Below are 14,462 nucleotides of genomic sequence, written 5' to 3' on the forward strand. Positions count from 1 at the left end.
TTTTTAAGCGGTTCCGGGGCCTCTGCCTGAAAGGGTAGAGGCCCGCCGCTCGAGAGTTTCCCGTCGTGAATCAACTTCCCCTCGTCAGCATCGTCATCCCTGCCTACAACCCGACGTACTTCGACCAGGCACTGATGAGTGCGCTCGCTCAGACCTACGCGCGAATCGAAATCGTCATATGCGATGACTCGTCCGACGATGCAATCCAGAACATCGTCGAGGGCATTGTCGAGCCGGTTCACCCGATTCGCTACCTGCGTAATCCACACCGTCTCGGGTTGCAGAAGAATGTGCTGCGCTGTGTGGAAGAGGCTCGTGGCGAGTTCATCAAAGTGCTGTGCGACGATGATCGCCTGTTTGCGCCAAGCGTTGAATTGCAGGCGCAGGTGTTGATCGACCACGCGGATGTGAATGTGGTGTTTGCCCTGCGGATGCTCAGCGATGCGGGTAACTTCATCCTGCCGCCCCGGGTCGACAACTGCCGGTTCTCACCAAACGACGCCTTGCTCAAGGGCGATGACATGCTGGCGATCTTCGAGGGCACGCCAAAGAATTTCCTCGGTAACTTCAGTTCGACCCTGATGCGTCGCGCCGATGTGCTGGAGTTGTTGCCGGCCCTGATTCAGGAAGGTGCCGGTTTCATCGCCATGCTCGATTTTGCCTTGTTCGTGTGCCTGATGCGTCGCGGTAACCTGGCGTCGCTGAACACCGTGCTGAGTACCGAGCGTCTGTACCCGGAGCGATTGAGCAAAACCCCGGAGATGATCAAGGCCGCAGCTGTCGAGTGGAACTGGCTTTCGCAGATGCTCGCGGCGCGTAGCGGTGAATCGGCACCGGCGTCGGGCTGGGTACGCTACATCGACCTGAACAAAATCAAGGGTCAGCCCCACGCCTGGGAAGAGTTGTGCGTTGTACGTGTTCTGGGCAATCGCAACACGGTGGTGAATGGTCGGGTGGGTGGCGAGAGCGAAAGTTACGCCGATTTTTATCGCGAATGGCTGGCGATCCGCAGGTTCTCAGAGGTCGAGCAGCGCTTTATGCCGCAGCGTATCGACAGCTGGACATTCCGTCCGCAGATCGTGCCGATTGTGATCGATAGCGCCGCTGATAGTGCGACGCTCAACAAGACGTTGCAGAGCATCAGTCAGCAGCTGTACGCGCCTCAGGCGGTGCTGGTGTTGTCCGATGCGTTATGTACGGCAGACGATCGTGTGGTGCAGTTGCCGTTTCAATCTGACTGGGCCCAACAGCTCAACGCAGTGGTGCCGCAGCTGGAAGGCGCCCACTGGTTTTACCTGTTGCGGGCCGGCGATACCTTGCGTGAATCGGCGCTGCTGATCCTGGCCGAACGCATTGCGGGGTCGGTGGGCATGCTCTGTGCCTACAGTGACGAGGGGGCGCTGATCAATGGCGAGTCGGTCGATCCGGTGTTCAAGCCCGATTTCAACCTCGACCTGATGCGCACCTATCCCTACGTCGGCCGAACCCTGGCCTTCGAGCGCCAGCGCTTCATGGCGCTGGGCGGCTTCGATTCGGCTCACGGCGAGCTGGCGCCGCACGATCTGCTGTGGCGTCTGGTGGAAGATGCCGGGCCGCAAACCATCGAACACATTGCCGACATTCAGGTGGAGTCGAGCCTGACGTTTGCCGACTGGTTGTCGATGCCTGAAGTGATCGAGAGCAACGCAGGGATGGTCGGCGCGCACCTGGATCGCATTGGTGTAGCACATGCGGTCCGGCAGGAAGAATTGCCGTTGATCAATCGCATCGACTACCACCATGGGGTGCGTCCGCTGGTGTCGATCATCATCCAGACCGGCGATTCGCTGTACGCCTTGCAGCGTTGCGTCGAAGGCTTGATCGAGCGGACGGCTTATACCCAATACGAAATCCTGATCGTCGAAAGCGGCACGGACGACCCGGCGATGCTCGACTGGCTGGCTGCGATGGCGCAATTGGGCGCCTCGATGCTGCGCGTGCTGCGTTACGCCGGTGACGCCAACGACGCGGCGATCCGCAACTTTGCCGCGAGCCTGGCGCATGGCGAGTACTTGCTGCTACTCAGTGCGCAGACGGTGATCTGTGACCGCGACTGGCTGGATGAATTGCTCAATCATGCCCAGCGTCCCGAAGTGGGTGTGGTCGGTGCTCGCATCCTCAGCCCCGAGGGCTCGATTGTCAGTGCCGGGTTGATTCTTGGCCTGGCGGGGCCGGTCGGTTCGCCGTTTTATGGCGAGGCGGCCGGTTCTCGAGGCTACATGCAGCGTTTGCACGTGACCCAGAACTGGAGTGCGGTGAGTCATCACTGCCTGATGATACGCAAGCAAGTGTTCGATGAGCTCGACCAGTTCGATGAGGTGACGTTCACCCAGGAACTCAGCGACGTCGACTTGTGTTTACGGGCAAGTAAAGACGGCTACCTGGTGGTCTGGACGCCTTACGCCAACGTGGTATCGGTGCCGCAAGACGTATCGCCGGCGCAGCCGTCGACTCTGGTGCAGCGCGAGCGTGAGGAGGAAGCCTTCTATCGCAAATGGCTGCCGAAAATCGCCAAGGATCCGGCCTACAGTCCAGCGCTGAGCCTTGGGTATTCCAGCTTCAGTCTGGAGCCGTCGCTGCGCAATAACTGGAACCCGTTCTGCACTCGCGCATTGCCGTTGATTCTGGGTCTGCCGGTCAACAGCAGCGCCGTCGGCCACTACCGGGTGACCGCGCCGCTGGCCGAGCTTGAGGCGGCCGGGCGAGTGATCGCGCGGGTGGCCTATGAGTCGCCGTCGACTGTAGAGATCGAGCGTCTGTCCCCGGACACGATCATTCTGCAAGGGCGTTACAGCGAAGGTGCCGCCGGCGACATTCTGCGGATGAAGAAGTATTCCAGCGCGCTACGGATTTTCGAACTCGACGACTACATCGTCAGTGCGCCGAAGAAAAACACCCACGCCCGCAACAAACCGGTCAACACCGAGCAAATGCTGCGTGAAGGCATCGGTCTGTGCGACCGGGTGGTGGTCACCACTCAACCGCTGGCCGATGCCTTGTCGAGCATGCACAGTGAGATTCGCGTGGTACCGAACATGCTGTCGCCGGACCCGTGGGCGACGCTGACCAGCCAGCGTCGCACCTCCCGCAAGCCGCGCGTTGGCTGGGGTGGCGGCACCAGCCACACGGGAGATCTGGAAATCATTGCCGAGGTGGTGCGCGAGCTGGCGAGCGAGGTCGAGTGGGTGTTCTTCGGCATGTGCCCTGATGGGTTGCGCCCGTATGTCCATGAATTTCACTCCACCATCGGCTTGCAGAGTTACCCGTTCAAACTGGCGAGCCTGAACCTCGATCTGGCGCTGGCACCGCTGGAGTTCCACATCTTCAACGACTGCAAAAGCAACCTGCGATTGCTGGAATACGGCGCCTGCGGGTACCCGGTGATCTGCACCGACACCGAGGCCTATCGCGGCCACTTGCCGTGCACCCGGGTCTATAGCAACAGCACGGACGAATGGCTGCAGGCGATCCGCATGCACCTGGCCGATCCGGACGCCAGTTACCGCATGGGTGATGAGTTGCGTGAGGCGGTGCACCGCGATTTCATGTTGCGTGGCGACAACCTGAACCACTGGCTGTGGGGCTGGTTGCCGGACTGACTCCGTGACGCGTCGCCAACCTTGAAAAAAAACGCCCGAACGCCGCTCGCGTCCGGGCGTTTTTTTGTTCTGTGCAATTGGCTCACTTCCTGCAAGTCACCGGTATATCGCCATAAAACCTTCACCCCGCTTGGGGTGTGAACGGCCCAATGGCTGCGGGTCAATGATGTGCATCTGACGGTTTGCCGACCCTTACGGGGGCCGCCGCACCGCGCGAAGAGCAAGAGGACAGCGATGAAGGCAGTAATTCTGGCGGGTGGTCTCGGTACGCGGATCAGCGAAGAGTCGCACCTCAAGCCCAAGCCGATGATCGAGATCGGCGGCAAGCCAATTCTTTGGCACATCATGAAACAGTACTCCGCCCATGGCATTCATGACTTCGTGATCTGCCTTGGCTACAAGGGGTATGCGATCAAGGATTTCTTCGCCAACTACTTCCTGCACACCTCCGACGTCACCTTCGACATGTGCAACAACCGCATGGACGTTCACCAGAATTACAGTGAGCCATGGCGCGTCACGCTCATCGATACCGGTGAAGAAACCATGACCGGCGGACGTCTTCGCCGTGCTGCCCGTTATCTGGAGGGTGAACAGGCGTTCTGCTTCACTTACGGTGACGGCGTCTCGGACCTCAATATCGGCGCCCTGGTGGATTTCCACCTGGCCCACGGCAAGCTCGCCACCGTGACGGCGGTACAACCGCCGGGGCGTTATGGCGCGCTGGAGCGTGATGGCGACACGGTGTTGGGTTTCACCGAGAAACCTCGCGGTGACGGCGGCTGGATCAACGGCGGTTTTTTCGTCCTGTCGCCCAAGGTCTTGCCGTACATCGCTGACGATCAAACCTCCTGGGAAGCCGAACCCCTGGCGACGCTGGCGGGTGAAGCCCAACTGCAGGCCTTCCAGCACGAAGGGTTCTGGCACCCGATGGACACCCTGCGCGACAAGAATCACCTTGAGGCGTTGTGGCAGAGCGGGGAGGCCCCATGGAAGCAATGGGACTGAGCCCGGAGTTCTGGCGCGGCAAACGGGTCCTGTTGACCGGCCACACCGGTTTCAAGGGCAGTTGGCTGACGTTGTGGCTGCAAAGCCTGGGGGCCGAGGTCAGCGGGTTTTCGCTGGATCCGTCCACTGAGCCGAGCCTGTTCGAACTGGCGCGTGTTCACGAAGGCATCAATGATCATCGCGGCGACCTGCGTGACCTGGGCGCCTTGCTCGAATTGATCGCTGAAACCCAGCCGGAAATCGTCCTGCACCTGGCGGCCCAGCCGCTGGTGCGCGAAGGCTATCGCGACCCGTTGGGGACGTACTCCAGCAACGTCATGGGCACCCTTAATCTGCTCGAAGCGATTCGCCAGGTCGGCGGCGTGCGCGCCTGCGTGCTGGTGACCACCGACAAGGTCTACGCCAACCAGGAATGGCTATGGCCGTACCGTGAAAACGAAGCCCTCGGTGGTCATGATCCCTACAGCAGCAGCAAGGCCTGTTGCGAGTTGCTGGCCCAGTCTTACGCGGCTTCGTTCTTCCCGGCCGATCGTTACGCTGAACACGGTCTGGCATTGGCCACGGCCCGCGCCGGTAACGTGCTGGGCGGCGGCGACTTCGCGCCGGAGCGTTTGATTCCCGATGTGCTCAAGGCGTGGTCCGCCGACGAACCGGTAACCCTGCGCTACCCGCAAGCCGTGCGCCCATGGCAGCACGCGCTGGAGCCGCTGGCCGGCTATCTGCAACTGGCGGCCGGTCTTTATGAGCAAGGTCCGCAGTTTGCCGGTGCCTGGAACTTCGGCCCGAGCGAAACCGACATGTGCAGCGTTGGCGAAGTAGTCGAGATGCTCTCCAAGCGCTGGCCACAAGCGCGTGGATTGCGCATCGAGCCGAGTGAATTGCATGAGGCCGGTCTGTTGCGCCTGGACAGCAGTCGCGCCCGTCAGCTGCTGGCCTGGCAACCGCGCTGGTCGTTGCAGCAGTGTCTGACCCAGACCCTCGATTGGCACCTGGCCTGGCAAAACGGCGACGATATGCGCGCCTTTACCCTGGGCCAGTTGAACCTGTACCGAGGCGCGTTGTGAGCGGGTTTCTGTTGAATGCGTTGCCGCTGAACGGTTTGTTCAGCGTGCAGCACAAGCGCTTCGAAGACGATCGCGGGTACTTCGCCCGGTTGTTCTGCGAAGGCAGCCTGAGCGCCTTCGGCCAGCCATTTCATATCCGCCAGATCAATCACTCCTGCACCCGCGAGCGGGGCAGCGTGCGGGGTCTGCATTATCAGAACGCCAATGCGCCTGAAGCCAAGTTGATCACCTGCCTGCGCGGTGAAGTCTGGGACGTGGCGGTGGATCTGCGTCCCGACTCTGAGACGTTCCTGCACTGGCAAGCCGAACACCTGCGCGCCGGCGACGGTCGCAGCCTGCTGATTCCGGCCGGGTTCGCCCACGGTTTCCAGACCCTCACCGACGACGCCGAATTGCTCTACTTGCACAGCGCGGATTACACGCCTGCGCACGAAGGTGGCTTGAGTGTGAACGATCCACGGCTGGCAATCGCCTGGCCATTGCCTGTCAATAATCTGTCGGCCCGGGATTCCAGCCATCCCTTGCTTGATGAACACTTCGCTGGAGTGCGTCTATGAACTGCCGTGGTTGCGGTACTCCTCTGGCCTTGCCGCTGATCAATCTGGGCACCTCGCCACCGTCCAATGCCTACGTACGTGCTGATCAACTCGATCAGGCCGAGCAATGGGTGCCGCTGAAGGTTGCGGTGTGTCAGCAGTGCTGGCTGGTGCAGACCGAGGATTACACCCGCGCCGACAGCCTGTTCGACGCCGAGTACGCCTATTTCAGTTCGTTCTCCAGTACCTGGCTGGCCCACGCCGAGCGCTATGTGGCGCAGATGGTCGAACGCTTCGGCCTGACCGCCGACAGTCGTGTGGTGGAAATCGCCGCCAACGACGGTTACCTGTTGCAGTACGTGGCCGGGCGCGGCATCCCTTGCCTGGGCGTCGAACCGACCCGCAGCACCGCGCAAGCGGCGCGGGAAAAAGGCCTGGAGATTCGTGAACTGTTCTTCGGTCGCGACACCGCCGCGCAACTGAACAGCGAAGGCTGGGGCGCCGACCTGATGGCTGCCAACAACGTGTTGGCCCACGTCCCGGACATCAATGATTTCCTCGGTGGTTTCGCCACTTTGCTCAAGCCGACCGGTGTGGCGACCTTCGAGTTTCCGCAACTGCTGACGCTGATGGCCGGGCAGCAGTTTGACACGCTGTATCACGAGCATTTTTCCTACCTGTCCCTGACGGCCGTGCAGACCTTGTGCGAGCGCAATGGCCTGGAAGTGTTCGACGTCAGTCAGCTGTCGACCCATGGCGGGTCGTTGCGGGTGTTCGTCCAGCGTGTCGACGGCATTCGCCGCGACGTGCAGCCAGCGGTTCAACAGCAATTGCAGGCCGAACTGGCCGCCGGTGTGAAAACTCCCGAGTACTACGCGACCCTCGCTCCCGCCGCGCAACGCATCAAGCACGAACTGCTGCGCTTCCTGCTGCAGGCCAAGGCCGATGGCAAGCGTGTGGTCGGTTATGGCGCGGCGGCGAAGGGCAATACCTTGCTCAACTATGCCGGGGTCAAACCGGACCTGCTGGCCTGGGTTGCCGACGCCAACCCGCACAAGCAAGGCAAGTATTTGCCGGGCAGTCGCATTCCGATTGTCTCGCCTGCGCAGATCGATCTGGAAAAACCGGATTACGTGCTGGTGTTGCCATGGAATCTGTTGCACGAAGTCAGTCAGCAACTGGCGCAGGTACGACAGTGGGACGGCCGTTTCGTGATCGCCGTACCTGAGTTGACTGTGCTGTGAAAGTGCTCGTGACCGGTGCCACCGGGTTCGTCGGCCGACATCTGGTGGCGGCCTTGCTCGCCCGTGGCTGCGAGGTCCGGGCGGTGGCGCGTAACGCCGAGACCGCTACGAGCATGCCGTGGATCAATGCCGTGGAGTTCATCGCAGCGGATATTCACGCCGATGACCTGAATATCACCGCGCTGACCGATGGCATCGATGCCCTGGCGCATCTGGCCTGGCCCGGTTTGCCGAACTATCAGGCGCTATTTCACTTCGAGCACAACCTGATGGCCGATTACCGGTTCATCAAGAGCGCGGTCGAGGCGGGCGTGTCGCAAGTGCTGGTGACCGGCACCTGTTTCGAGTACGGCATGCAGAGTGGTCCGCTCCGCGAACAGGCCACGCCGCAGCCGGGCAATCCTTACGGGCTGGCGAAGAATACGCTGCGGCTTTTCCTCGAAAATCTACAGCGGGTTCAGCCGTTCACCTTGCAGTGGGCACGGCTGTTTTACCTGCACGGAGAGGGGCAAAACCCGAACAGTTTGCTCGCAGCACTGGATCGGGCCATCGATGCCGGAGACGAGCGCTTCAACATGTCGGCCGGCGAACAGCTGCGCGACTACCTGGCGATCGAAATGGCGGCCGGTCATCTCGCGGTGATCCTGCAACAGCGTGGCTTCGATGGTGTGATCAATTGCGCCAGCGGCCAGCCGATTTCGGTGCGGGCGCTGGTCGAACAGCGAGTTCGTGAGCGCGGCGCGTCGATCGATTTGAACCTGGGTCACTACCCATACCCGACCCACGAACCGATGGCGTTCTGGGGCGTGACGGACCGCTTGCAACAGCTACTGGGAGCAGAACATGAGGTATGAGTTGTATCGGGTCGCCGACCTGCCAGTGTTGCAAAATCGCACCTTCGCCGACCCAGCGTCGGCCAGGGCTTCGGCCTGCGCCGACATGGTCCTGGTGCAAGACGAGGCGAGCGGGCTGATCTTCAATCAGGCCTTCGACGCGGACAAGCTCAGCTACGACGCCGACTATCAGAACGAGCAGGCTCATTCCGGCCAGTTCCAGAAACACCTGAGCGATGTCGAAGGGATCATTGCCCGCCACTTCAAGGGGCAGGAACTGATCGAAGTCGGCTGCGGCAAAGGTTACTTTCTTGAGCTACTCAAAGGTCTGGGCTACCCCATCACCGGTATCGACCCGGCCTACGAAGGCAGCAACGCCGATGTGATCAAGGCACCGTTCACTCGCGGCCTGGGTCTGTCGGCGGACGCTATCGTGTTGCGGCATGTGCTGGAGCATATCCAGGACCCGGTGAGCTTTCTCGCCGAGATGGCCGAGGCCAATCAGGGCGGGCAGATCTACATCGAAGTGCCGTGCTTCGACTGGATTATCGAGCACCGTGCCTGGTTCGACCTGTTCTACGAGCACGTCAATTATTTCCGCCTTGATGACCTGCGCCGGATGTTCGGCACCGTGCACGAGGCCGGTCATCTGTTTGGTGGCCAATACCTGTACATCGTCGCCGACCTGGCGACATTGCGCCTGACGCCAGAGCAACCGGTACCGCGCCTGACGTTGCCGGACGGTTTCACCAGCAGCCTTACGCGTGCGGTGCAGATTATCCAGGCGGCGCCTGGGCAAGGTTCGGCGATCTGGGGGGCCTCGTCCAAAGGCGTGATTTATTCGCTGTTCTTGCAACGAGCCGGAGTTGCGGTGGATCGCGTGGTGGACATCAACCCGGCCAAACAGGGTCGCTATCTGCCCCTGAGCGGCGTGCGGGTGTCCTCGCCACAAGAGGCCATGGATGCCTTGCCCGAAGGCGCCAATCTGTTTGTGATGAACTCCAACTACCTCGAAGAAATCAAGCGGATGACCGGTGGGCGCTACGTCTATCACGCCGTCGACAGCGCTTCGTTCCAGTGACTATTGAGATTCTAAAATGACCGACAACACCGTCAATAAAGCCTTCGAAGCCGAATGCCAGGCAGAAATTGCCCGCCAGGGCGATGACCAGAAACTCACCGGCCTGGCCCGGGATTTCTTCAACGAATCGGCCAAGCACAAGTACAGCTACCACTTCTCGTGGATGGGCCGTCCGATCATCCAGTTGCCTCAAGACATGATGGCCATGCAGGAAATCATCTGGCAGGTCAAACCGGACCTGGTGATCGAGTGCGGCATCGCCCACGGCGGTTCGATCATCTATTACGCGTCCTTGCTGGAGCTGCAAGGCCATGGCGAAGTGCTGGGCATCGACCTCGACATTCGTGCGCACAACCGTGAAGCCATCGAAAGCCACCCGATGAGCAAGCGCATCAAAATGATCGAAGGATCGAGCATTGATCCTGCGATCGCCGCGCAAGTGCGTGCAGCGGCCGAAGGCAAGAAAGTCATTCTGGTGCTGGATTCCAACCACACCCACGATCACGTGCTCGAAGAGCTGCGCCTCTATGCACCACTGGTTTCGGTGGACAGCTACTGCGTGGTCATGGACACCGTGGTCGAAGACATGCCAGCCGACTTCTTCCCGGATCGTCCGTGGGGCCCGGGCGATAACCCGAAGACCGCCGTGTGGAAGTACCTCGAAGAAAACAAGGACTTCGAAATCGATCGGCAGCTGCAAAACAAGCTGTTGATCACCGTAGCGCCGGACGGCTATCTGCGTCGCGTTCGTTAATCAAAAGTAGCTTCAGGTTCTTGGCGATTGGCCGGTAGTGGGGATAGAAAGATGCAGGTTCAAAACAGTACTCAAAACAACGTAGCGCCGCTGAACGAGCGGTTTACGGTGGTGGTGATTTCCCATAACCGCAAAGCGTTCCTACGCCGCACTTTGCAGTACTACAGCAGCTATCCCTGCACGGTTCTGGTCCTGGATTCATCCGTTGAGGGTGATGAAGACATTGCCCGGGATTTCCCGTCGGTCGACTATCGCCACTTGCCGCAATACACCTACAAGGGGCTGCAGGACAAACTCACCTACGGCGTTAATCAGGTCACCACGCCGTACATGGTGTTCGCCGCTGATGACGATTTTCTGCTGCACCGCGCGCTGACCGAGTCGGTGGAGTTTTTGGAAGCCAATCCCGACTACGGCCTGTGCCATGGCTACGGGATCATGTACCTGTCCCGGGCTACCGAGGTGAACTACTATCGCCGCGACCGCAAGGTGCACGAGGATTACAACTCGGATCTGGCTGAAGATCGCGTCGTGCGCTTCATGGACAACTTCCTGCCGCCGTTTTATGCGGTGACCCGTACCGACCTGCTGCAACAGTGGTACCGCCTGCTGCCATCGAGTACCGGTTTCGAATGGCAGGAAATTGGCCATACCTTCTACCTGTTGGCCTGCGCCAAGGCGCGGATTCTGCCCATTCCGTTCGCCGTGCGGGAAATCAACTACGGTGCCTCGGACCACAACACCAACGTGTTGACGGTGCTGACATTCAAGGATGCGAAAAGCGCGGCCGAGCGCGAGCACTTTGCCGAGTTCCTGGCCTCTATTCCGACGCCGCTCAGCGTCAAGGGCCCGGCCCAGGTTAAACAGATTGCCCTCGACAGCTTTGCGGCCATGGCCGACTGCTTGCTTGAAGGTCGCTCGCTCAAAGGCACGATGATCTTCCGCTCGGCCTGGCTCGAGGCGGGGAAAGAGCCGATTCGTAGCTTCGGCCCCCAGCAGTTCGTCGAAATGCCGTTCTACAACAAGCCGGTGTTCGACCTGCTGACCGAGTTCGAATTCCTGCTGCACGCCATGCCTGCCGGTCGCCTGCAACTTCAGGAACTGGAAGGCATCCTGCTCAAGCAGCATGAGCTGATGCGCATTCACCCCAACGACACCGACCGCACTGTACGCAGCCGGTTGTGGGAGGCCTTGAGCCTGAACGTGTTCAACCGGGCCGTGGTCAAGCGCCTGGCCGAGTCGTTAAAGGACAGCGACGAGCCGGAAGAAGGCCTCAAGCTGCAAGCCTGGTCCGAGCGCCTGGACGCTATGCCCGGTCAGCAAGACCGTCGGTTGTTCGAGAACATGCCCTCCGGCCGCTTGCTGAACTGGCTGGAAGCGCGCAACCCGGATGCCGGGCAGCTCAAATCGATTGCCGCGCATTTGGCCAAACACAACGGTGGCCCGCAGTTCGGCATTCTGCTGCTGGATCTGAACGCCGACATGTTCAAGTTGCAGGCGACTTTTGACAGCCTGGTCGGCGGTCACTGCAAGGCGTTCAACCTGGTGGTGTTCACCACCGGTGATTTGCCGGCGACCACCACCGTGCGCGACACCGTGCACTTCGTCAAAGTCACTGCGACCAACTACGTCGAGCGCATCAACCAGATCGTCGCCCAGTCCACGGCCGACTGGCTGCTGCTGGCCGAGGCCGGTGACCAGTTCACCGCCAGCGGTCTGTTGCGTGCCAGCCTTGAGCTGACTGGCGCCGAGGGTGTGCGTGCGGTGGCGATGGACGAAATTCAGCGTCAGGCCAACGGTGCTCTGGCGGATGTATTCCGCCCAGGAGTTAACCTCGACCTGCTGCAATCCGTACCGTCGCTGATGGCGCGACACTGGTTGATCCAGCGTGATGTGTTGGCCCAGGCCAAAGGTTTCTCGACCGAGTACCCCCAGGCCCTGGAGTTCGATTTGTTGCTGCGTCTGATCGAGGACGGTGGCCTGGCAGGGCTGGCACATCTGGCCGAACCCTTGCTGACTTGCGATGCGCCGGTGGAGCCGGAAAACGCTCAGGAGCGTCAGGCGCTGACCCGTTCTCTCACGGCGCGCGGCTACCGTGCTCGGGTCAGTTCGGCGCTGCCGCTGACTTATCAGATCGACTACCAGCACGCCGAGCGGCCGCTGGTGTCGATCATCCTTCAGAGTGAGGACAACCTTGAGCATCTGCAACGCGCATTGATCAGCGTGCTGCAACGTACCCGCTACCAGCGCCACGAAGTGCTGATCGCCGACAACCATAGCCAGTCCGAAGCATTGGTGGCCTGGCTGAGCAACCTTGAAGGCAAGGGTGATCGTATCCGCGTCCTGCGCAGCAGTCGCCGCCTGAGTGCATCGGCACTGAACAACTTCGCGTGCGCCGAAGCCAAGGGTGATTACCTCGTGCTGTTGTCGGCCGAATCCGAAGTGGTCAACGTCAACTGGCTGGAAAGCCTGGTCAATCAGGCCCAGCGTCCGGAAGTCGGCATCGCCGGCGCCAAGCTGATGGACATCCGGGGCGTCACCACTCAAGCCGGGTTGATCCTTGGCTTGAATGGCGATCTTGGCTCGGCCTTTGTGGGGGAGCGTAAAGACGCCAAGGGCTACCTGAATGGTCACCAGGTCGAGCAGAACTATTCGGCGGTGTCCGGTGCCTGCCTGATAATTCGCAAGGACTTGTATGAAGCGGTCGGTGGCCTGGATGAAGAGCATTTCGACGAAGCCTTCGCTGATGTCGACCTGTGCCTGAAAGTCGCCGATGCCGGCTATCTCGTTGTCTGGACGCCACAAGCGCAACTGCTGCACCCGGGCGTGCTGCCTGAGGCAGGCCAGGCTCGTGCCGCCCTGCGTGACAAGTGGCAGGCCCGCTTCGAACAGGATTCGGCCTACAACCAGAACCTGTCCTTGACCGGCAAGGGCTTTACCCTCGGCGACGCCTCCAGTGTGAACTGGGTGCAGTTGCTTGCCTAAGTTGTCTGACCCAGTAAAAGGACTCACGACATGTTCAACGGCAAATTGCTCCTGAAGGATGCGCGTACCTGCCTGCTCGATGTGCATTGCGTTGAGTCACGGTCATGACGCCTTACCGCATTCCCTACGGCCGACAAAACATTGATCAGACGGATATCGATGCCGTCATGGAGGTACTCAAGTCGCCCTGGCTGACTCAGGGGCCAACCATCGAGCGCTTTGAAAGGGCGCTGGCCGATCACTGCCAGGCCGAGCACGCGGTAGCGGTGTGTAACGCCACGGCAGCGTTGCACATCGCTTGCCTCGCCGCCGGGCTGGGGCCGGGCGATTATTTGTGGACAAGCCCGAACACCTTTGTCGCGTCCGCCAATTGTGGGCGCTACTGTGGCGCCGAAGTCGATTTCGTCGACATCGATCCTCATACCCTGAACCTGGATGCACGGTTACTGGCAGAGAAACTCGAGGTTGCCGAAGCGGTCGGGAAGTTGCCCAAGGTGGTGGTGGCGGTTGCGTTCGCGGGGCAGAGTTGCGACATGCGCACCCTCTCGCAGCTATCGGAGCGGTATGGCTTTATCTTGATCGAGGATGCTGCCCATGCGGTGGGTGCCTCGTACCTGGGGCGACCGGTCGGTTGTGGTCAATATGCGGCCATGACTATTTTCAGCTTCCACCCGGTCAAGATCATTACCAGCGCCGAGGGTGGCATGGTGCTGACCAATAATGCCGGGTATGCCGAGCGTCTGCGGCGGCTGCGCAGCCACGGCATCACGGGTGATCCGGCACAGATGAAGGTGCCGGAGACGGGGTTGTGGTACTACCAGCAACTGGAGCTGGGGTTCAATTACCGGATGACCGATTTGCACGCCGCATTGGGGCTGTCGCAAATGGCGCGTCTTGACGCGTTTGTGGCCAGACGTCGTCAACTGGCCGCGCGTTATGAAACACTGCTCGCTGGCCTCGCTGTGACATTACCGGTCGCTCAGCCCGGCGCAGAGTCGGCCTGGCACCTGTATGTGGTTCGATTGCAGCTTTCGCGCATCACGCTCAGTCAGCCGCAGGTGTTCGAAGCGTTGAGGGCGGCGGGGCTGGGCGTGAACCTGCATTACATTCCGGTGCACTTGCAGCCTTACTACCGTGAGCAGGGTTTCAAGGACGGCGACTTTCCTCAGGCCGAGCGTTATTTTTCCGAGGCCATCAGCCTGCCGTTGTACCCCGATCTGACGGATGAGCAGCAAGATGAAGTGGTGGAGCATTTAAGGCGAATCCTGGGTTGAACATCATGATTGATCGCGTGGGCACTCCTCGCGACGTCAGGCTCA

The 14,462-nt window shown here is 60.6% G+C and carries 10 protein-coding genes; all 10 read left to right on the forward strand.

Annotation, left to right across the window (positions count from 1 at the left end; translation table 11 throughout):
• Positions 1 to 65 precede the first annotated feature (65 nt).
• Positions 66 to 3,638: a glycosyltransferase gene (locus ACYZUD_RS32035; RefSeq protein WP_462021781.1), complete on the forward strand. Its 3,573-nt coding sequence runs from the start codon at positions 66 to 68 to the stop codon at positions 3,636 to 3,638.
• 234 nt (positions 3,639 to 3,872) lie between these two features.
• Positions 3,873 to 4,646 (forward strand): glucose-1-phosphate cytidylyltransferase, encoded by a 774-nt coding sequence (gene rfbF / locus ACYZUD_RS32040; protein WP_462021782.1) that lies wholly within the window; start codon positions 3,873 to 3,875, stop codon positions 4,644 to 4,646.
• On the forward strand, positions 4,628 to 5,710 hold the full coding sequence (rfbG, locus tag ACYZUD_RS32045; protein ID WP_462021783.1) for a CDP-glucose 4,6-dehydratase: 1,083 nt from the start codon (positions 4,628 to 4,630) through the stop codon (positions 5,708 to 5,710). The genes rfbF and rfbG overlap by 19 nt, the downstream gene beginning before the upstream one ends.
• Positions 5,707 to 6,267: a dTDP-4-dehydrorhamnose 3,5-epimerase family protein gene (locus ACYZUD_RS32050; RefSeq protein ID WP_462021784.1), complete on the forward strand. Its 561-nt coding sequence runs from the start codon at positions 5,707 to 5,709 to the stop codon at positions 6,265 to 6,267. The genes rfbG and ACYZUD_RS32050 overlap by 4 nt, the downstream gene beginning before the upstream one ends.
• Entirely contained in the window at positions 6,264 to 7,490 is a 1,227-nt protein-coding gene (locus tag ACYZUD_RS32055; protein ID WP_462021785.1) for a methyltransferase domain-containing protein, read from the forward strand. The genes ACYZUD_RS32050 and ACYZUD_RS32055 overlap by 4 nt, the downstream gene beginning before the upstream one ends.
• Positions 7,487 to 8,344, forward strand: coding sequence for an NAD-dependent epimerase/dehydratase family protein (locus ACYZUD_RS32060; protein WP_462021786.1), 858 nt, complete (start codon positions 7,487 to 7,489; stop codon positions 8,342 to 8,344). The genes ACYZUD_RS32055 and ACYZUD_RS32060 overlap by 4 nt, the downstream gene beginning before the upstream one ends.
• Positions 8,334 to 9,404 (forward strand): class I SAM-dependent methyltransferase, encoded by a 1,071-nt coding sequence (locus tag ACYZUD_RS32065; protein ID WP_462021787.1) that lies wholly within the window; start codon positions 8,334 to 8,336, stop codon positions 9,402 to 9,404. Before ACYZUD_RS32060 ends, ACYZUD_RS32065 begins: the two co-directional genes overlap by 11 nt.
• A gap of 16 nt (positions 9,405 to 9,420) precedes the next feature.
• A complete protein-coding gene (locus ACYZUD_RS32070) occupies positions 9,421 to 10,158 on the forward strand; it encodes a cephalosporin hydroxylase family protein (RefSeq protein WP_462021788.1) in 738 nt (245 codons plus the stop codon).
• A 51-nt stretch (positions 10,159 to 10,209) separates the two neighbouring features.
• Positions 10,210 to 13,143, forward strand: coding sequence for a TIGR00180 family glycosyltransferase (locus tag ACYZUD_RS32075; RefSeq protein WP_462021789.1), 2,934 nt, complete (start codon positions 10,210 to 10,212; stop codon positions 13,141 to 13,143).
• Positions 13,144 to 13,247: 104 nt separating this feature from the next.
• On the forward strand, positions 13,248 to 14,417 hold the full coding sequence (gene pseC, locus ACYZUD_RS32080) for a UDP-4-amino-4,6-dideoxy-N-acetyl-beta-L-altrosamine transaminase (protein ID WP_462021790.1): 1,170 nt from the start codon (positions 13,248 to 13,250) through the stop codon (positions 14,415 to 14,417).
• The last annotated feature ends 45 nt before the right edge of the window (positions 14,418 to 14,462 follow it).

It is taken from the genome of Pseudomonas sp. XS1P51, assembly GCF_054897845.1.